Here is a 20,307-nt window from a genome sequence, read left to right as displayed (position 1 = left end):
TAAATACTTAATCCAATGTCAGTAAAAAAGGAGATCCTCTAAAATGGCGGTCTCCCTCTTTTGGTTGGGGGAATTATCATACTTGTCTTCACATGCTTAGACAGCCAGGAAGGCGAGATTAAATACGGCCCTAACCCAAAGAATGATTCACGTTTTGCAGCATGAATCACAAAAGCCCATGAAGGCGATCTTCATGGGCTTTTATTGTACACCTGTTATTCTCAGCGCCTAACCGCTTCATCTTCTGTTTGAGCCTCTACGGGAACACGCTTGCCGATTCCGAAAATGTAATAACTCATTACTACGATGGCTAGAAAGATAATTCCCGCAATCAGTGACATGCGTGTGTCATCGTTAAACCACATACCGATTAATACCATGATTAAGAAGGCAATGGTCAAATAATTTGTAACAGGCGCAAACGGCATTTTGAATGGATGGCTGCCCATTTGTGCTTCTTTTACTTTCCTGAATTTAATTTGGCTGATCAGGATAACGAACCAGGGAATCATGCCTGGAAGCACACTGGCACTGTATACATATACGAACAGATTTTCCGGTGCTATATAACTGAGAATAACCCCTATTGTTAAACCGATCAGCACACCAAGCGTACCAATCAGGGGGACACCATTATGGGATAGCTTCGTGAAAATTTTCGGAGCTTGTCCATTCACTCCTAATGTATAGAGCATACGTCCTGCACTGTAAATACCGCTGTTGCACCCAGACATCGCAGCTGTAATGACGACGAAGTTAATAAGTCCGGCCGCTGCAGTGATCCCAACTTTCGCAAAAGTCGCCACAAACGGACTGCCTAATGAATTAAGTTCATTCCAAGGATAAACGGTCACAATGACAAAGATTGCGCCAATATAGAAAATTAAAATACGCCAAATCAGACTTTGAATCGATTTTGTGATTGTTTTTTGCGGATCTTTTGCTTCACCCGCTGTAATCCCGATCAGTTCGACCCCTTGGTATGCCGCGACAACCAAAGATAGAGCAAAGAAGAAGCCTGTCCAGCCGCCTGTAAAGAAACCGCCATGCTCCCAAAGGTTAGATAATCCTATTGCGCTGCCTCCGTTGCCAAAGCCGAAGAAAATGAGGCCAAGTCCCGCAAAAATCATCAAAACAATCGTAACTATTTTAATCAGCGCGAACCAAAATTCAAATTCACCAAATGATTTAACAGAAATGAAGTTTGCTGTCCCGAGAATGACCATTGCAATCATACCTGGAATCCAGGCAGGCAAATCAGGGAACCAATATTGCATATATGTTCCAACCGCAATAATTTCCGACATCCCGACAATCACCCACTGGAACCAGTTGCTCCATGCAGTCATATATCCTGCCAGCGGATGGATATACTTATAGCCAAATGTTGCAAATGATCCAGTGCTTGGCTCCAAAAACAGCATTTCCCCCATTGCACGCATGATGAAAAAGATAAATATCCCGCAAATTGCATAAGCAAGCATGACAGACGGACCTGTCCATTGAATTGTGCTGGCAGACCCCATGAATAATCCAACACCAATTGTACCGCCCAAAGCTATCATTTGAATATGACGTGATTCAAGGCCTCTGTTCAATTCTTTGTTAGCCACTAAATTTCCTCCTGTTCCATTATTAAAAACCAAACCCCAAGAATTCATGACAAAATGGCGAAGCAGGCCTCACTTTTTCAGTCTATCTAACAAAACCTTTAAAAATCATTCACTTCCAGACCGAGTATACATAATAGTTCGAAAAATCATTCGCCTCTCCCGCTCTTATACGACACCTAAATACTTATCTTATAATAATAACTTTCCTTATAAAATACAATTGTATTTTCAGGAAAAACACTTATTAACCAATATCTATCTATACCCTATATTAATATTAATAATAAAAAATTATCAATATTAATATAGTTTTGATTTATAAAAACCATCCAGAAGACCTATCTTAACTAGAGAATATTGAGATAAAAAAAGTCTGCGAATTTCTATATCACCACTTCCATCGAATCCGTCTTTTTCCCGGCAACGATAATCTTGCGCTATAGCTGCATACGGATCGCTAAGGACATTTATTTTAAAGGTCGATCCAGATTTCCACGTTTTTTTGCCATTCCTAATTCCTTTTAATTTTTTCATGATTATGGGTTATTAAAATGGCACCAGTGTTAAACTAAGTGGTAGCTTTTGGGGTAAAGGATGTGTCTGACATGAATTTTTTTCAAAGCAATGAAACGCTTACTGCCATTGAGTGGATTCTTCGGGCTATTGTTGCTTTTTTCTTTTTAGTGATTGTTGCTAAAGTCTTAGGGCAGCGTGCCATCTCCCAATTAAGGCTCCTTGATTTCGTTATTGCTTTAGTCATTGGAAACATTATTGCCCACCCGCTCTCAGACGAGCACCTTGGGCTAAAAGGGTCTGTCATTACAACAACTGTATTGGTTTCCTTTTATCTCATCGGGGTTTTTATGATCCTTAAATGGCCATGGTTTAGAAAGCTGGTTAATCATGTACCAATCACTATTGTTCAGGACGGAGAGATCATTTATGAAGGATTAAAAAAAGCAAGGATATCCATTGATGATTTATTGGAGGAGCTGCGGGAAGAAAAAGTAGAAGATGTAAAGAAAGTAGCCTTAGCAATTTGGGAGGCGGACGGGAAGTTTTCGGTTTTTTTGGATCCAAAATACGAATCGATTACACCTGCTTCTTTCCAGATGAAAACAGAGCCTTTCGATTTACCAAGGACGGTTATTAAGGAAGGTAAGATTATTTTCGAAGAGCTAAACAAAATTCAGAAGGACATAGGCTGGGTGTCTTCAACTTTAGAAAGTTCATATCAGACCCAGGTAAAGAACGTTCTGCTTGCCACCATTGACAGAAAAGATAATCTGAAGGTTTTCTTATATAAATAAATCCTTAGAGGTCTAAACAAACCCTTTTTTGCAGGTTGACTTAGGCCTCCATTTAATAAGAACATTTATGAAAAAACACTTTATTAGTAAATCAACATCCATTTTTCACAACAGCGCATCAAACTCTTAAGATAATGCCTTCAATCCTGTGACCCCGACTACGATCAGCCCGAGACTGACAAACCGCATCAGGTTCTTTGGTTCTCCAAAAAACACCATGTTAAATACGACGGCACCGGCAGTGCCAATTCCAATCCACACCGCATAGGCAATGCTCATCTGTAAATAATGGAAAGAAGTATATAAAAGCGCAAAAGAGGCGCCAAATCCAGCTAAATATAGAGCACCACTTTTCCACGTTTTTTCCTGGCTGTACATTTTAAGCCCGAGTGTCCCGGCGATTTCACTGGCTGCTGCCAAAAAGACGAATATCCAACCCATTTTTACGCGCTTCCTTTCTTTGCTTTTTCTTATCCTGCACATCAGCGATATTCAAACCAATCACACCTGCCACCAAAACAATAATAAAGAATATCTTTCCTAAATTTAGACTCTGGCCAAAAAAGAAAATATCCATCAGAGCCGTTCCAATCGTGCCAATCCCTGCGAACGTTGCATATACAGAACCCGTTGGCAGGAGTTCACACGCTTTTGTTAAATAGTAAAAATCCACAAAAATGAAAAATACAATAAAGACCCAATGCCACCACGAACTCGCAACATTGAAGCCGAAAATCCATACCAGTTCAAAAAACGATGTCATTGCAACGTAAATCCACGCCTTGTTCAACTGTAACCCTCCTGGAGGTGAATGATTATCATTCATTTTTATTCAAATTGATGATGCTTTTTGTTATATTATTCACAAACTCCTAAAGCATGCTCTAGAAAGGAGTGTACCTCGGATTTTTGGACACGGGCCTGGTCGTCTTCCTTCAGATTGTACAAATAAATTTGTTCGGCTGCCGACTCAACCAGCGCGATGACCAGCTTTGAAATGCGTACTTCATTCACGGTAGATCGAATGGTCCCTTCCGTTTTCGCTTTATGCAGAAACCCGCTCATCCATGAATAGAAAGGTTCGTAAACCAGTTCCCACTCCTTCAGCTGTTCAGATGATGCCAATCCGGCATACACCATGGCAAGTACTTCCCGATACGTTCTGGTCACATCGAAAATGGCGTCCACCATTTGCTCCAGCTGAACTGAAAAAGAAGCATGTTCATCCACACGATTTTTTACTTCCTCAATCGTCTTTTCTACCATGACTTCCGCAATCGCCGGCATGACCGACAGCTTGGAGGGAAAATATAAGTAAAACGTACCTTGGGCAATGCCAGCCAATTGGACGATATCCGAAATCTTTGTCTTTTCTATCCCCTTCTCCCGAAACACCTCAACGGCTGCGTGTACAATTCTTTCCTTTTTGTTCAACACCTGATTCCTCCCCAAGTTCATGACTGAATATCATTCATTTTATAACGGATTCTGTTTCTTGTCAAAAAAGATTTTTATAGAACCAGCCTCCTATCTTGAAGAGAGATGATCAAATGAGCATCCCGGAGCTTACATTTAAACTTTTTACGGACAGGCTCCTGTACTTGAACCATTTGAATGACACTTTAGCTTCTTATGACACATATAAAAATCGAAACTTGAGAGAAAATATCACAAGCGCGTTCATTAAGATGGGAAGACGAATGGCAAATAAACTTTCATCTAACATAGACGGCAATATTAATAAAATTAAAAGCGACCTTGGATATAGTGACTTAATTGTCGGTTTCTTAAATATTACTAAAGACATAAATATTGCATTGCTATTTTTTTAGATGGATTGTCCAATTCCTCCTACTAGAATGCGAAGGTGTATTTTAACTTTGAATAGAAGATGATCAGGTACAAACAAGCGGGTTTACATCAAAGCAGACCCTTATACTATGATTATTTACATTTATCGTAAACAAGAACGGGACTGACCCATTATAGAGATCAATCCCGCTCCTCAAAAACTATTTCCTGGTAAACTTGACTCTATCCAGGTTCGAAATCATAATTCTATCCCCATTTTTAAGTGTGGTGGTTACACTGGTGACGGAATAATCATCTGGCTGGCTGGACAGGATTTCATTCACAAGCAAATAGTCTCCTCTGTAAATGATCAGATTGCCTGCTTCACTGGGTGTTGTTATCCTATATTTTCCCGCAGATATGTCCTTACCCACCGTCCAATACCCGGAATGTAAGGTATTGGATTTCACATGCGAGACACGGGTGAACTGGACGCTATCAAGCCCTAGGATTTCAATACTGTCACCAGCTTTTATATCTGTCGTTACAACGGTTACCCCGAAACCATCTTTACCATCTGATAAAATTTCGTTGACAGGACGGTCGGTTTCTAAACCGATAAACAAATTTCCGCTGCCAGATTTCGTAGTTATTTTATAGCGGCCTGCCGGTAAATCTTTGCCCGCTTTCCACTTTCCTGCACTTAAGCTTTTTACGTAAGGCACAGTAATCGTCGCTGTATGGGTTTTACCGTTTGTTGTGATCGCTGTAATTTTAGCTGTTCCTGCCCCAACAGCTGTTACTTTCCCGCTGCTATTAACCTTTGCTACTTTTGTATTGGAAGATTTCCACCTTACCGTTTTATTCGTCGTATTGCTTGGGCTGACTGTTGCCGATAAGGTTAATGTCTTGCCCTTGCCCAATGTTACCATTGTCCTGTTTAACTTGACTGATTTGGCAGCAACTGGCGGTGTAACGGTTACTTTTACCTTTGCAGCCTTAGCACCTTGAACAGTTGCAGTAATGGTTGCTGTTCCTTTTGCTTTGCCAGTAACTTTTCCTTTGCTATCCACAGTTGCAATCTTTTTATTAGAAGATTTCCATGTTACGTCCTTATTTGTACTATCAGCTGGTGATACCGTTGCAGCCAGTGTTCCTGTCTTGCCTGCAATTAGAGATAAACTTGTTTTATTAATTTTTACCGTTTTAGTAGAAACTTTTACATTTACCTTTTTGTATACTTTAGGATTAGCTTGAGAAGTCGCCGTAATGGCAGCAGATCCGTTGGCGATTCCTTTAATATTTCCTTTTGAATCCACTGTTGCCACTTTATTATTTGAACTTTTCCATACGATTGTTTTGTTCACTGCATTAGTTGGAGCTACTGTTGCAGTTATTTTTACAGTTTGATTATTGGTGATATTTAATGCTGATCTGCTTAACTTCAAACTGGTTGGAACAATGTCCGTCACTGTCACTTCAACACTATTTTTAATAGCTGTATCTCCCTGGGCTGTTGCCGTAATGCTTGTCTTCCCAGCTTTAATTGCTTTTACATTGCCCCTAGTGTCCACAGTTGCAATAGACGGATTGCTGCTCGTCCAGACTACAGACTTATTAATCGCTGTAGAAGGTTTCACAGTAGCTGTTAACTGTACCGTCCGATTTACCATCAGTGAAAAATTAGATTTATTTATCGTGATGCTTTGAGGAACAAGAATTTTTTCTTTAAAAAACATCGTTCCTCTTAAAGAGGAAATATAAATTTTCTCTCCTTCTGAAGCAGTGATTTCAAAAGGGCCCTCTCCAGGATATACAGCAAAGGAATCCTTCTCCATACTTTGATTATCGTATATGTTGATATACGCCATATCATAATCATCCCTTGGATGATCAATAGATAGCGTATAGGTTCCTGGTGGAATATCAGAGCCTATCTCATAATAGCCTGCTGATATTTGATTCAAGTCTATATTCGAAAGTTGCTGTACTTCTATATTTGAAGCACCATCGTTTAGATTGACTTCAACTTCATCTCCGTCTTTCAACTTTGCATTAATGTGATTTGAGGAGTCTAGGTCGTTACTGAGCGTTTCGTTTAATAAAGCGTTAGATTCTCTGCTAATATAAATAGTAGCAGTACCTTCCGAGATGCTAAATTGAATTAATCCTGCTGGGATTTCTTTTCCTACCGTATATGTACCACCACTTAATGAATTGCTTACAGCTTGTACTGTACTGTCAAACGATACGGATAGTAATAGCATCATCATGACAATCGCTTTTATCAGTACTTTCCTTTGCATAGGTCAACCTTCTTTCAATTTTAAATAATATAAACTGCCACTAAGTATATCGTCTAGAAATGCCATTTTTTTTATTTTTTTCAAACTCTATAAAAGGGAATGGTTTAAAGTAACTATTATCCCGTTTCATTTGAGGATTGTGTCTAGATCATCTCCCATTACCACTCATTTTTCTTCATAACTTTCCAGTAAATATAAAGTATTATCTTTTATTTTCCATGTACCGTTACAAAATACCTTTATTTTTTCTGTCCATATAGAACTTTTTACTTATCGATACTCTCCTGTATAACTTTCATGAACCCTATCGCCTATTACATTCCTCTAGATAAGCATGCTAATTACCATTGCCCACAAAGTAATTGAGCCTGCAATTCCACCCAGATTTTCACACTATATGTTATCACCTCATAACAATAAACCGGTCGAATACTCCCAGTGGAGACGGAAACCAAAACACAGTATAATAAAAATCGAATAACTTTTTTAAAGATTATTAAAAATATAATTATTAAGGAGCTTGATTTGGAAACTTTACATCATAAAGTTCTTTCACATCCAAATTCAAAAGAGTGGGTTATTTTCATTCATGGAATGGGTGGAAGTTCATCGATATGGTTTAAACAAATTAAGGAATATCGCAAGCATTTCAATTTAATTTTGGTCGACCTTCCCGGTCACGGTGGTAATCATGCAGGGTTAAAGGATGAGACGGATCGATCCTTTGAACAAATCGCCAATAAGGTCATCGCCCTTTTAGACTATCACGGTATTAGGGATGCTCATTTTGTTGGCATATCATTGGGTACAATGGTGATTCAATTTATTCAGCATTTATCGCCTGACCGGGTAAAATCAATGGTTTTAGGCGGCTCAGTTGAGCGCATTCATCCACCTTTAATTTTATTTGTCAGATTAGTAGAAGGAGTAAAGTACTTCATTCCATATATGTGGATTTATCGATTGGTGGCGTGGATTCTAATGCCGAGGGAACATCATGTGGAAGCGAGAAAAACCTTTATTAGGGAAGCAGTGAAATTAGGGCAGCGAGAATTTTTCTGCTGGTATCGAATTCTGCATCAGGAAGTGAATCAATTTTTCGCCAGAAAAAAGCCGGTGCATACAACTCCTGCTATCTACATCATGGGTAGCGAGGATTACATGTTTTTGCCCAATATTAAAAAACGGTACAAGAAGATCATGAATGCACGGCTGCACATTCTGCCAAAAAGCGGACATGTATGCAATATCGAAAAAGAAAAAGAATTCAACGAAATCTCGATATCGTTTATTCATTCCCAATCTGGATTTTCCGAAAAGCATATTGAAGCAATAAATGGTTAAGTTGTTGAACTGCGTTTGCGGTGTTTCGCATCTTATATTTAAGACTTTAATAGCACTATAAAAAAGGATCCCATATGGTAACGGGATCCTTTCTTTTGATTACTGGAACTTTGTTTTTTTTCAACGTTCTTGTGAATCCACCTGCAGTTATTTATAATTTTTTTACAGTAATTGTAGATAGAATAGCTATTACCGTAGATAGACGTTGCTGTCCTGCTTTATTAAGACAAAACGCATCTTATTTTGTCTTTGCGGAACCGGTTACACATGGTTAATCCGCTAGACCGCTTGCTAAAAAGCGAGTAGAAGAATCGTTTCCTCCTCAATCTTCTCGAAAAACCACGCTTTTTCATAAAAAACGAATTGTTTTAAAAAAAATATAAACAAAAAAGATCGCCTTGTCCCGGCATAACCCTGGGCAATGACGATCATCTTTAACTAATAAAGCCTCTAACCAAGGCGCCGGCCTCCATTTTTCTTTTACAGCTTCTATCAGGTACCGCAAAAGGTTCGGTAAGGGATTTCAGACGCAGACGGTGCAGCGTATTCAGCCTGTTCGGCCGAGTGTGCGTAAGGTTTGGCCAGAACGTCCAGAAGCCGTTGCATCACGCTGTAATCTCCTTTTTCCACTGCAGCTTTCAAAGCTGCGTCCACCCGGTGGTTACGGGGGATTACCGCAGGATTGCTGTCACGCATCAACTGGACCGATGCGTCCTTCGATTCTTGCTGCCTATCAAGTCTCGCCTGCCACTCCTGATGCCACTTGGCATATTCCTCGTTTTTGAATAGGGGCTTATCCTCCGGCTGATTAAAGGTTAAAGCAAGGAAGGTATTCGTATAATCCGCCCGATGCTTCTGCATCATAGTGAGGAGGTCTTCAATCAGAGATTGATCCTGCTTCTCTTCATTAAAAATCCCCAGTTTTGCTCTCATTCCGGCAAGCCAATGCTGGCGATACAGATCCATATACTTTGAAATCTCATCCTGAGCTATTTTAACTGCCTCTTCCTCATCGTCATGCAGCAGCGGCAATAAGCTTTCAGCAAACCTCGCAAGATTCCAGCCGCCAATAATCGGCTGATTGCCATAGGCATAACGGCCGTCCCTGTCAATGGAACTGAATACCGTTGCAGGGTCATAAGTATCCATAAAAGCGCAAGGACCATAATCAATGGTTTCACCGCTAATCGCCATGTTGTCAGTGTTCATGACGCCATGAATAAAGCCAACCAACTGCCATTTGGCGATAAGCCCGGCCTGACGCTTGATTACTTCCTGAAGAAGCAATAAATAGCGATTTTCGTCCGTTTCAATATCGGGATAATGGCGCTCTAGCGTATAGTCGGCAAGGGCTCGAATATCCTCAATAGAACCCCAATTCGCTGCGTATTGAAAAGTACCGACGCGTAAATGACTTGCAGCCACACGGGTCAGAATTGCGCCAGGAAGCTCTGTTTCCCGGATTACCCCTTCACCCGTTGTCACTACTGCCAGACTGCGGGTAGTTGGAATGCCAAGCGCTTGCATCGCTTCACTGATGATGTATTCACGCAGCATCGGCCCGAGTGCCGCCCGGCCATCTCCTCCACGGGAGTATGGCGTTCTGCCCGAACCTTTAAGCTGGATATCAACCCTCCCGCCCTGGGATGTGACCTGCTCGCCCAGCAGCACAGCCCGGCCGTCGCCTAACATGGTAAAATGCCCGAATTGATGCCCGGCATAAGCTTGTGCAATCGGCGAAGCACCTTCTGGAACCCTATTTCCGGCAAACACCGCTACACTTTCTTCGCTTTTAAGTCCCTCGGCATCCAGACCAAGTGATGCTGCCAGCTGCTCATTAAGAATGACCAGCTTGGTCGACCGTACAGGCGTTGGCTTAGTATTCGAATAAAACAATTCCGGCAGCCTGGTATAACTGTTATCTAAGTTCCATCCTGATCCTTTATTCTCTGTCATAGTTTCTCCTTCCTTCTTGTTTTTTATATGAACAGATCCCAAACCTATATTCCTTATACATACCATATAAACACAATGCAGACCTTTTTAACATTTGCATCATGCCATTTATTATACCGGTTCCACCAAAAGAAGCAGCGTCCAAGCCCTCCCGGTGAAAAGCGCGACTATAAAACAGTACCCCCTTCAGGTTCTTTTACTCAGGTCTTGCTCTATCGGTTGCGGTTTACAATTACACAAGGGACCTAACCGACCAGCTTGTTCAAAAGAGTGAAGGACAATCTATCCATCCGTACTATGAAATTCAAGAGTTTGTCCAGTCACTAAAAAGCCCCAGGAAGATTTTTATGATGCTGACAGTAGGCAATCCGATCGATTCCATCATTCAGTCGCTGCTCCCTTTTCTTGAAAATGGTGATGTGATCATGGATGGCGGCAACTCCCACTACAAGGACACGGAGCGCAGATATGATGAGTTGAAATCTAAAGGAATTGGTTATTTAGGGATTGGGATTTCCGGCGGCGAAGTCGGAGCTTTGAAAGGGCCTTCTATCATGCCAGGCGGGGATAAAGATGTATATGAAAAAGCAGCTCCCATTCTTACAAAAATAGCAGCCCAGGTAGATGGCGAGCCCTGCTGTGCGTATATGGGTCCCAAAGGGGCAGGCCATTTTGTGAAAATGGTCCACAACGGCATTGAGTATGCCGATATGCAGCTGATTGCAGAAGCCTATACTTTTCTAAGAGAAGCTTTACGGCTGGGATTTGCCATTAAAAGATATTACCCTTATTTTCCGTGGCGGCTGCATCATCCGCGCAGAATTTTTAAACGTAATCAGCGAAGCTTATCAAGCACAGCCGAATCTGGCAAATTTATTAATTGCTTCCCATTTTGCTGAAAAGGCAAAAGTATATCATGCAGGCTTACGCAAAGTAGTCAGTGAAGGGATAAATTCCGGCATCTCATTCCCATGCTTAAGCAACTCTATTACTTATTATGATAGTTACCGGACAGGCCGCTCAAATGCCAATCTTCTGCAGGCACAGCGTGATTATTTTGGTGCCCATACGTATCAACGAACCGATATGGCAGGAGTCTTTCATACAAACTGGCAGTAAGGACAGCAGTAAACACTCTTGTATTTCTTCGTATCGCCTATTTTTTCGCAAATCGGTTCCCATGTAAAAAACAATATACAAGTTTAATTGAAACGATGGAGAGACCGTCTAGCGAGACGGTCTCTCCATCTATTGTTATTTTTAATTTTGGCAATTACTTAATAGCAAAAAGTGTTCAGGATATACTTTTAGAAAAAAAATCAAACGGCAGAGGTTCTGCCGTTTGACTAGTAAATATCCGCATTGGGCTTATTTTCTTTGATCGTTTGAGTGATTAGGTCTGTTAAAGCTTCGGCGCCTTTATGTCCTAAGTGTACACCGTCAGATCCAAAATATTCGGGGTGGTTGATTCCCGTTCCATGCCAATCAACCAATGTAATATGTTCATGCTCTTTCGCTATTTCTTTTAGAGATTCATTTACTTTCCTTTCCCACGGGCGCGGAACTCGCGCATTGACTAAATAGATGTCAGCATTTGAGAAAGAGTCTAGCAATGTATCTATTTGATCTTCAGTGAAAAACCCATTTGTCCCTAACTGGATGATGACCGCTTTGTCCGGATGATTAAACGCTGCATAGCTGGGTGCTAATTGAATAGCCTGCGACACTTGCCTTCCCACTTTTGCATCAATCGTTATGTTCGGAAACCGTTTGAGAAGGCTTGGAGCAGCGTCCAGCATGACAGAGTCCCCAATGGCGAGTATTTCCTTATTCATAATCTTTTCTGGCGGAGGAGCGGCTTCCTCTTTCTCCGATTCGGACACTTCCAGGTTTGATTCTGACTTTTGTTCCATATTTGATTCTTGCTTTTGTTCCGGCTTTTTATCCTGCTTTTCTTTCTCGGCCGGATGGATTCCCTGTTTTTCAGGAGCATCCTTACCAGAACCTTCTCTTGCTGCAGGTTTCTCCGAATTGTTTATTTTTATTATTGTTGGAGATTCCTCTCTCCCATTTCCTTCCCCTTTCACCACACCGGTGATTCCCGCGGTAAATACCAATAGCACCATGGTCAGGGATACAGTGGCTGCTCTTCTGGTGAAAGATGCGCTGCTCCATTTCAAAGATGGGTGAAGCTGCCTGAGGAATGGCAGGAGTCCATGTTTTCGGATAGGCATTTCAATAAAACGATAGGAAATTTCCGCAATGCCGAATGTAATGATTAGCTGTAAAGCAACACGCCAATATACAGGCTGGCCTATTTCATAAACGGGAGTGCCCAGCACGATCACAGGGTAATGCCAGAGATAAATCCCATAGGACCTAGTGCCAATCCAGCGGAGCGGCTTCCATGAGAGCAGCTGGCCTAAAGAACTGCTAGGGTGGCAAACACACGCGATGAGGACAGCTGCGTTCAGGCAAACCAGCAGCATTCCACCCCAGTATAAAAACGTTTGATATTCATCAACGAATACGACGCACAGGATAAAGATGCCAAAAGAAATGGCACTCGTAATATTTAACTTGTTTTTAAGATTGGCAGAAACCTTTTTGGTAGACAATCGCTTCATTGGCCAGACAAGAGCGAGCCAGCAGCCGATGAGTAGTTCAAAAGAGCGCGTATCTGTCCCATAATAGACCCGGCTCGGATCCGAACCTGGCTCATAAAGCACTGCCATTAACAGTGCGGAACAAAAAGCGCCAGCAAGGACGAAAGTAGAAAACCTGCTTCGTTTTTTCAATATATGTAATCCTGCTAATACCACAAGGGGCCATACTAGATAAAACTGCTCTTCTATTGCTAAAGACCAAAGATTTTTTATAGGTGAAGGAGAGCCCATGCTATCGAAGTATGAGAGTTTATGAAAAATGAACCACCAGTTGCTGCCATAAAAAATAGAAGCAATCGTATCGCCACGAACAGTGGTCAGCAACTCCCGATGAAACAGCACGACCCAGACGAATGTTGACATGATCATGACATAAGCTGCCGGAAGCAAGCGCCGGATTCGTCCAATCCAAAATTTCTTTAAACTAAATTCGAACGGATGATCATGATCAGGTAAAATAAGCGATGTTATCAAATAGCCAGACAGTACGAAAAAGATATCAACACCCAAAAATCCTCCACTGGCCCAGCTAAAATTAAAGTGATATGCAATTACTGACAGTACGGCTAATGCCCGAAGGCCATCCAATCCAGCGATGTAACGGGTTTTGTGCGTTTGTCCTTTCATTAAAAAATTCCTCCAATTATCTCTGCAACTTCATCATGCTGATAGTTAAATTGGCTACAAATTTATCACAATGTATAGTCTACATTTATAAAGACGACATTGCATGCAGAAAAGTGTCTTTTTTTGCAGAAAAATATTCTTAATAAATTTTGTGCTTCCTGGAAACCCACAAATCTACGAAAAACCTATATCGTCCAGGGAAATTAAGAAAAAAACGGTGATCCATATACAATTTAATCCTTATACAGTATAATGCTTTTCTTTCTGCGAATCATCGAAAAATAGTATATTTAAAAATACCCTTTCAATCCCCTTATCTAATCCTTAAAAAGTAAACTATTCAAGTTTTTTTCATCCCTGAATTTTGCCTTCTTACAAAGTTTATGTTTATCAACGGAATAAAAATCCCTATTTTATCCGGTTATTGGGTAATATTACAAAACTCCATTTCGTACAGCTTCTCGAAATACATTTCCTCAAACTTCTTGTTGAGGATCCCGGTATAATATGCGATTGGATTTTTGACTGTCACCTTGGATTTCAGCTTGCGGACGAGCTGCGTGAAGACATCGAGTACACGCACAGCAGGGTTCCAGTCTCTTTTTCGCGGTTATGGGGTATGATTGTCGAAAAATCCGGCTGGGATGCAGGTTTCCTTCTCTTGACCATCTCATGCGGCCTTGCAGCGTTGCTATTCGCAGTTACCTGGAACGTCCGCGGACAAGAAGTAGTGAAGCACTAAACAGCAAGTTGGATTTTTACTAAAAGAAAAAGGCCGCCCCACTAGGTTGCAGAGCAACGAACCTGTTGGGGCGGCCTTATTTGATGAATCCCTCATCTTTCTTAATACTCAATTCCAGCGCAGAAAAGTGGGCAAAACAAAATACCTGTGGCTTGGCGATATATTTATCATATCCTTATGTTTTCCTTTAGGATCAGTCCAATTAAAATTGACGGAGTAGTCCTTTTGTTTTGTTTAACACTTCAGTTGTATAAACGCCCCAGCTCTATTGACGGAACCCTTCCCCTCCTTCTTATGAAGAGCGGCAGTGCCTTTTTTCAATGTTATGCTTTGAATAGTAATATTCTCCTGCTGAGTATAAACCTCTCCGCTCCAAAATCCTTTTGCAGAAAAGGCTTCACTTGTAAAATCAGCTTGTCAGACTCCATCCTTGGACTCTCCCGCCCACTCTGGCGGCTGATTATAGGAGTAGACAATCCAGATAAGCAGAACCACCAAAGGTATTAAAATGATCAGTAACTTCTTCTTGTTAGACATCATCTCTCCTCCGATGGTGGCGAATGACTTTAAATATCTCGTATTCATTCAAAAGCAATGTTGATTTCCTACTGTAAAGGAAGCTGCTGCTCTGACTGTTGTTTCAATAAACGTTGAAAAAATCTTGTTTTCCAAATCCTTAATCCCAGCCAGGCTCCCAACATATTAAGAATAAAGTCATCTATATCGAAACTGCCTCTTCTTGTAACTAGTTGTATAACTTCAATACTAAATACCAGCACGCACATAGCCATGGAAAAGAAGGTGATTCTGTCTATCCTCTTGAAAAAGTATGGCAGATAAACACCCATCGGCAAAAACAATATAAAGTTACCTACGAGATTTTTAATAGGTATATCAGCATTCATTCCTCCATCAAAAATTGCTCTCATATATATACTTATCGTTTTAAATGGGACAATATTGGAGGAGTTCTTTATATATTCAAGCAGTGACATATCTGCCCTCAGATATCCCCTTGAACCTAAGAATAATATAACCGCCAGCATGAATAAATAAATGATAAAACTTAGATTAATAATAACTTTAAATGCTGTTTTCATTTCATTCCTCCGAGAATCGAAACCTCTGATTTTTCCGCATAGTTCCACTAAATACAATGATTGCATTATACACAATTTTAATCTATTTGCGTTTGGAAGTTACCAAAATTCTTACAGAAATAAAATTAACAGCCCCAATAAAAAAGAAGCTGGCGAAAAGCAGAGCGTTTTCACCAGCTTCTTTACTATGATGCATTATCTGGTGTATCATTTTTGACTTTTAAATAGACTCTTGTTTGGTTTTTAGCAACTTCTATTTTTTGAAGAGTAATTGCTATACCATGCTGATTAATATATCAGCTATAATCATACTAAATTTATCCATGTACGTCTGGTGAAACCTGCAACAGAAACCAATCTTTTACATAACAAAAACCCAACAAGATGACGTACCAACTTGTTGGGCCAAATAAATGATTAATTTTCTTCTTCGTTTCTGCGATTTTTCTTGAATAGCTTAGATAATACTTCATAGACGATTGGTACAACAATTAATGTTAGTAGCGTAGAACTTGCTAAACCACCGATTACGGTAATACCTAGACCTTTGGAAATTAATCCGCCACCACCTGAACCAAGTGCTAACGGGATTAATGCACCGATCGTTGCGATTGCTGTCATTAGGATTGGACGCAGACGCGTTACGCCAGCTTCTAGAACCGCTTCACGCATCGTCATACCATCGCGTTCCATATGAATAATACGGTCTACCAGTACGATGGCGTTCGTTACAACGATACCGATTAACATTAATAGACCCATCATGACAGATACAGAAATTGTTTCACCGCCGATTAATAAACCAACAAATGAACCAATTACCGCAAATGGCAATGAGAATAGGATCGCAAATGGGGCGACACCTTCACGGAATGTTACAACAAGGATAAAGTAAACAATTCCGATTGCCGCAAGCATCGCTACTCCAAGCTGTGTAAAGGTTTCTGTCATATCTGCCTGTACACCGGCAGTTCCAACGGTAACACCTTTCGGTAAATCCAGCTCATCCAATTCTTTATCGACTTTAGACGTTACCTTTGATACATCTTTACCAAGGATTGTTCCTGAAACGCTTGCGTAGTATTCACCTTTACTGCGGGCAAGCGTATTGAGCGTTGTCCCTTTCTTCACTGTTACCAGTTCAGACAGAGGCATCGTTGTACCAAGCGCAGTTGGAACTTGTGTCGCTAGAAGATCATCGATTGACTCTGGCTGTTTAGATTGCTCTTGCTGAACAATGACATCTAATGTGTCCCCATCTTTTTCAATTGTGGTTAAAACATCCTGCGTTTTATTCGGGTTTAACATCATAACAATCTGACCTGAGGTTAAACCATACTTTATCAAATCATTCTGTGCTACATTGAAGGTATATTCAACGTAAGCATCCTCGGCACTGGAAGAAACGTCTTTTAAGTCTTTACTCTTATTCAACACTTCTTCTACCATTTCAACCGACTTATTTAGTTTATCTAGATTTTCACTATAGAACGTGTAGCTGACTTCATTTGAATTCATCGAAGTTGGAGAGAAGTTCTGTGAACTCCACTCTCCTGACTGGCCAATGTCTTTAACATAGTCTTCAATTTGCCCGCGAACTTTAGGGAAGTCCTCCATGTCTGGATCAAAGATGAGGTACATTAAGGCACCGCCGCCTCCGCCACCCATCATCGCGGTCATTTCATCACCCTTTTCGGTGATCGACATTTGAACGATATCAATATCATCCCGTTTGAGCATCTTCTCTTCGACTTCTTTAACGTTTTCCATGGTTTCATCCGGCAACTCGCCTGCTTTTGGCGTGTACGTTAAGTACATTACTTTATCTTCTTCGCTGCCCATGAAGCTGAAACCGATTAATGGCGTTAATGCCAAACTTCCTGCTAATAAAACCACTGCAATAATAGAAGTAATCACTTTGTGGTTAAGGGTCATTCTCAGGGCACCTTTGTACCAATTAGCTAACTTACCAGCCTCTTTATGGCTCTTCTCTGTCTTTTCACCATATAACTTTTTCTTAAATAAGAAGTGAGATAGAGCAGGAACGATAGTAATCGCTACAAGCAAGGAAGCTCCAAGCGCAAACATCATCGTTAAGGCGAATGGCTCGAACAGTTCACCTACCATACCGCCAACGAAGATTAATGGTGCGAATACCGCAACCGTTACTAATGTTGATGACAGGATTGGTTTAAACATTTCAATTGTTGCTTCACGGACAAGGGCGCGTCCGTTAAGTTTCTCTTCCTTTAAGTGCAGACGACGGTAAATATTTTCCACGACGACGATTGAGTCATCGATAACACGACCGATGGCCACCGTTATCGCCCCGAGCGTCATAATATTAAGAGTGATATCCATCCAGTTTAATATCAATAACGCCATAAAAATGGAAACTGGAATAGACACAATCGATATAATCGTTGATTTAAAATCACGTAGGAATAGTAAAATGATTAATACAGCAATCAAACCGCCAAATAGTGCTTTTTCCACCATGGTTGAAACCGATTCTTCAATTGGTTTACCTTGGTCAAGCGTGACATCAATGGTAAGTCCATCAATCTTCGCCTTTTGTTCTTTGATTACCTTTTTCACACCTTTGACCACATCAACCGTGTTGGCTTGCTGCTCTTTCACAATCTGAATGGCAATAGCCTCTTCACCATTTGTACGTGACAAAGATTGAATCTTACCCTTAACATCAATACTAGCGATGTCACTCAGTTTCACAAATGGGGACGGATTGGCTGCAGATGGCGTAACAGGAATTAACATATTCTTTAATTCATCTGCTGTCATGAACTTGCCGTCAACAGCGACTGCTTGTTCACCTTCTTTAAACTGATAAAGGCCTAATGAAACCGCCATATTGCTTGCTTGAATCATTTGTTTTACTTTATCTTCGGTTAAACCAAACTCAGCCAGTTTTTCTTTATTATACGTAAGATCGACTTCTTCAATATGCTGGCCTGTAGTTGTGGCAGACGCAACACCATCAATTTTTTCGATTTTTGGAAGAAGGATATCCTCAACAGTTGATGTTAATTCAACGATATCTTCCTTTGAACTGCTTACGCTGAGAGCCACAACCGGCATCATGTTCATGCTAATCGCTGTAACCTTCGGCTCTTCTGTTCCTTCAGGTAATTTCACGGTATCTAACGCCGATTCTAAGGCACGCTTTGCCTCAGCCATATCGATACCATATTCATATTCCACTTGCAGACTGGACATGTTAGAATATGAATTTGAATAAACGGCTTTTACATCTTCAAGTCCTTCTACCGCCTTCTCAATCGGCATGGACACATCTTCCATTACTTTCTCAGGAGTGGCACCAGGATAAACGTCCATGACCATTAAGTAAGGAATCGAAGTATTAGGAATCGTCTCCATATTCATACGTGTACCTGAATAAATACCAGATACCGTAATAATGATGGTAAGCAACCATACTGCAAGTTTGTTCCTCAGGACAAAATTAACTAAACCTTTCACTGCTACACCTACCCCAAATTGACTTATCACACTCATTTACATATAATAATGACCAACGAGTCATTTGTCAATATGACCTAGGAGAGATCAGCTAAAATGAAAAAGCAATTAATTATGGATAAAGCATTAGAACTATTTGCGAAGCAAGGGTTTGAAGCCACATCTGTTCAACAAATAACAGAGCATTGCGGTATTTCAAAAGGTGCTTTTTACTTATCTTTCAAATCAAAGGACGAACTGATTATAGCATTGATTGACCACTTTATGATGCAATTCACCACTGAAATTGACTACATAGTCAGGAATACTGAGATTGAAAAACTTTTATATGATTTTTATTATGCAACCTTTCATTCCTTTCATCAGCATTCGGATTTTGCAAAAATCCTCATGAAAGAACAATCGCAGACTTTTAATGAAGAATTTATTGTAAAAATGCATTACTTTGATCGGTTAATCGAGAACATTATTTTATCGATGATTGAACGTTTATATGGGGAAGAGGTCAAACAGACAAAATATGATTTGATGTATTGTATTAAAGGCTTTATGAATACGTATTCCCAGCTGTTTCTCTTTTATAACGTTCCATTAGATTTGAACCTCTTGTCAGAATCACTTGTGGAAAAAACAAATCTATTAGCGCGGCACACTCACGTTCCTTTTATTTCAGAAGATCTGATTCAAGTAATAAAGCAGCCGATGTGCGAGGAAGGATCGAAGGAGCAGATTCTTGAAATTTTGGAACAAAAAATAGAAGAAATTGAAGAGCCTATTGAAAAAGAATCGTTAATCCTACTAAAGCAACAGCTGCGTGAACCGACTTTAAGTCCTGCTATTGTGAAAGGTTTACTAGAAAATATTCGAAATCATCCTCTTTGTAAATGGATCTCTTATTTACTTCAAAATTATTTTGAGGTTTAAAACTACTAATAAAGGCTGAACGCTTTTCCTCTAATGTCCATAGTGCAATGAGGTAATAACACCCTTTAAATAAAGTGATGCCTTTACCTCATTGTTATTCAATATTAATTTTCTGTTGGATACAACGGGACAGGCTTCTACTAAAACGATTAAGAAAGAGGATTTCATTCCAATTCTTCCAGGCCTTCCTTTTTCTATTTTTCATTTACACAAGATATTTTACGCTCTCCTCATTTATTTTGTATTACAGTAGAATATCAACACTTATATATAAAAAAATAAAGCTAATAAAGTCTTATCTTAAGACCTCTAGCTTTAGTATTTTTGATTTAGGAGGATTAGATTCTCTGATATAATCATACCAGATTTATTACTTTTTTACCGTCATTTAATAGGGGAGCGTCAATAATTTTGTGTAAATGACGAA

The 20,307-nt window shown here is 40.2% G+C and carries 14 protein-coding genes and 1 pseudogene; 5 read left to right on the top strand and 10 right to left on the bottom strand.

What is annotated here, in order from left to right; translation table 11 throughout:
* Window positions 1–221: 221 nt before the first annotated feature.
* Window positions 222–1,613, bottom strand: a complete 1,392-nt coding sequence (locus D1970_RS05565; protein WP_310648612.1) for an amino acid permease — start codon at window positions 1,611–1,613, stop codon at window positions 222–224.
* 605 nt (window positions 1,614–2,218) lie between these two features.
* Between D1970_RS05565 and D1970_RS05555 the strand changes: the two genes are divergently transcribed.
* Window positions 2,219–2,923 carry a DUF421 domain-containing protein gene (locus tag D1970_RS05555; RefSeq protein ID WP_119111904.1) on the top strand — a complete coding sequence of 235 codons (705 nt, stop codon included), beginning with the start codon at window positions 2,219–2,221 and terminating at the stop codon, window positions 2,921–2,923.
* Between the two features lie 126 nt (window positions 2,924–3,049).
* Here D1970_RS05555 and D1970_RS05550 read toward each other — a convergent pair whose 3' ends face one another.
* From D1970_RS05550 to D1970_RS05530, 4 genes are all read right to left on the bottom strand, one after another.
* Window positions 3,050–3,364 carry a DMT family transporter gene (locus D1970_RS05550; RefSeq protein WP_119111903.1) on the bottom strand — a complete coding sequence of 105 codons (315 nt, stop codon included), beginning with the start codon at window positions 3,362–3,364 and terminating at the stop codon, window positions 3,050–3,052.
* Entirely contained in the window at window positions 3,327–3,749 is a 423-nt protein-coding gene (locus D1970_RS05545; protein WP_119111902.1) for a DMT family transporter, read from the bottom strand. Before D1970_RS05545 ends, D1970_RS05550 begins: the two co-directional genes overlap by 38 nt.
* A 32-nt stretch (window positions 3,750–3,781) precedes the next feature.
* Window positions 3,782–4,360 carry a TetR/AcrR family transcriptional regulator gene (locus tag D1970_RS05540; protein ID WP_119111901.1) on the bottom strand — a complete coding sequence of 193 codons (579 nt, stop codon included), beginning with the start codon at window positions 4,358–4,360 and terminating at the stop codon, window positions 3,782–3,784.
* A gap of 575 nt (window positions 4,361–4,935) precedes the next feature.
* Window positions 4,936–7,020: an Ig-like domain-containing protein gene (locus D1970_RS05530; protein WP_119111899.1), complete on the bottom strand. Its 2,085-nt coding sequence runs from the start codon at window positions 7,018–7,020 to the stop codon at window positions 4,936–4,938.
* A gap of 525 nt (window positions 7,021–7,545) precedes the next feature.
* Between D1970_RS05530 and D1970_RS05525 the strand changes: the two genes are divergently transcribed.
* Complete coding sequence (locus tag D1970_RS05525; protein ID WP_246370154.1) at window positions 7,546–8,364, top strand: alpha/beta fold hydrolase; 819 nt, start codon at window positions 7,546–7,548, stop codon at window positions 8,362–8,364.
* Window positions 8,365–8,856: 492 nt separating this feature from the next.
* Here the strand turns inward: D1970_RS05525 and D1970_RS05520 are convergent, their stop codons facing one another.
* Window positions 8,857–10,320: a protein adenylyltransferase SelO gene (locus D1970_RS05520; RefSeq protein ID WP_119111898.1), complete on the bottom strand. Its 1,464-nt coding sequence runs from the start codon at window positions 10,318–10,320 to the stop codon at window positions 8,857–8,859.
* A 215-nt stretch (window positions 10,321–10,535) separates the two neighbouring features.
* Between D1970_RS05520 and D1970_RS05515 the strand changes: the two are divergent.
* A pseudogene (locus D1970_RS05515) lies at window positions 10,536–11,439 on the top strand (NAD(P)-binding domain-containing protein); the annotation flags it as partial.
* Window positions 11,440–11,666: 227 nt separating this feature from the next.
* Here D1970_RS05515 and D1970_RS05510 read toward each other — a convergent pair.
* Window positions 11,667–13,613 (bottom strand): acyltransferase family protein, encoded by a 1,947-nt coding sequence (locus tag D1970_RS05510; protein WP_119111897.1) that lies wholly within the window; start codon window positions 13,611–13,613, stop codon window positions 11,667–11,669.
* Window positions 13,614–14,037: 424 nt separating this feature from the next.
* Here D1970_RS05510 and D1970_RS23350 point away from each other — a divergent pair, with 424 nt between their 5' ends.
* Window positions 14,038–14,355: a hypothetical protein gene (locus D1970_RS23350; protein WP_374978543.1), complete on the top strand. Its 318-nt coding sequence runs from the start codon at window positions 14,038–14,040 to the stop codon at window positions 14,353–14,355.
* A 417-nt stretch (window positions 14,356–14,772) separates the two neighbouring features.
* Here the strand turns inward: D1970_RS23350 and D1970_RS22785 are convergent, their stop codons facing one another.
* The 3 genes from D1970_RS22785 to D1970_RS05495 all read right to left on the bottom strand — a co-directional run bounded on the left by D1970_RS22785 (window position 14,773) and on the right by D1970_RS05495 (window position 18,956).
* The gene (locus tag D1970_RS22785; protein ID WP_259339562.1) at window positions 14,773–14,895 is read right to left on the bottom strand and encodes a hypothetical protein; all 123 of its coding nucleotides are present in this window, start codon (window positions 14,893–14,895) and stop codon (window positions 14,773–14,775) included.
* Between the two features lie 65 nt (window positions 14,896–14,960).
* Window positions 14,961–15,455 carry a VanZ family protein gene (locus D1970_RS05500; RefSeq protein WP_119111896.1) on the bottom strand — a complete coding sequence of 165 codons (495 nt, stop codon included), beginning with the start codon at window positions 15,453–15,455 and terminating at the stop codon, window positions 14,961–14,963.
* 417 nt (window positions 15,456–15,872) lie between these two features.
* The gene (locus tag D1970_RS05495; RefSeq protein WP_119111895.1) at window positions 15,873–18,956 is read right to left on the bottom strand and encodes an efflux RND transporter permease subunit; all 3,084 of its coding nucleotides are present in this window, start codon (window positions 18,954–18,956) and stop codon (window positions 15,873–15,875) included.
* A gap of 96 nt (window positions 18,957–19,052) precedes the next feature.
* Between D1970_RS05495 and D1970_RS05490 the strand changes: the two genes are divergently transcribed.
* Window positions 19,053–19,880, top strand: a complete 828-nt coding sequence (locus D1970_RS05490; RefSeq protein ID WP_119111894.1) for a TetR/AcrR family transcriptional regulator — start codon at window positions 19,053–19,055, stop codon at window positions 19,878–19,880.
* The last annotated feature ends 427 nt before the right edge of the window (window positions 19,881–20,307 follow it).

The organism is Mesobacillus zeae (genome assembly GCF_003570705.1).
GTDB lineage: Bacteria > Bacillota > Bacilli > Bacillales > Cytobacillaceae > Mesobacillus_C > Mesobacillus_C zeae.
This window is presented reverse-complemented; position numbering and strand designations above follow the sequence as displayed.

Coding starts and splice junctions, on each gene's coding strand:
- D1970_RS05500 (WP_119111896.1), bottom strand. CDS start 15,455: ATGAAAACAGCATTTAAAGTTATTATTAATCTAAGTTTTATCATTTAT.
- D1970_RS05520 (WP_119111898.1), bottom strand. CDS start 10,320: ATGACAGAGAATAAAGGATCAGGATGGAACTTAGATAACAGTTATACC.
- D1970_RS05555 (WP_119111904.1), top strand. CDS start 2,219: ATGAATTTTTTTCAAAGCAATGAAACGCTTACTGCCATTGAGTGGATT.
- D1970_RS22785 (WP_259339562.1), bottom strand. CDS start 14,895: ATGATGTCTAACAAGAAGAAGTTACTGATCATTTTAATACCTTTGGTG.
- D1970_RS05490 (WP_119111894.1), top strand. CDS start 19,053: ATGAAAAAGCAATTAATTATGGATAAAGCATTAGAACTATTTGCGAAG.
- D1970_RS05545 (WP_119111902.1), bottom strand. CDS start 3,749: ATGAATGATAATCATTCACCTCCAGGAGGGTTACAGTTGAACAAGGCG.
- D1970_RS05510 (WP_119111897.1), bottom strand. CDS start 13,613: ATGAAAGGACAAACGCACAAAACCCGTTACATCGCTGGATTGGATGGC.
- D1970_RS05530 (WP_119111899.1), bottom strand. CDS start 7,020: ATGCAAAGGAAAGTACTGATAAAAGCGATTGTCATGATGATGCTATTA.
- D1970_RS05550 (WP_119111903.1), bottom strand. CDS start 3,364: ATGGGTTGGATATTCGTCTTTTTGGCAGCAGCCAGTGAAATCGCCGGG.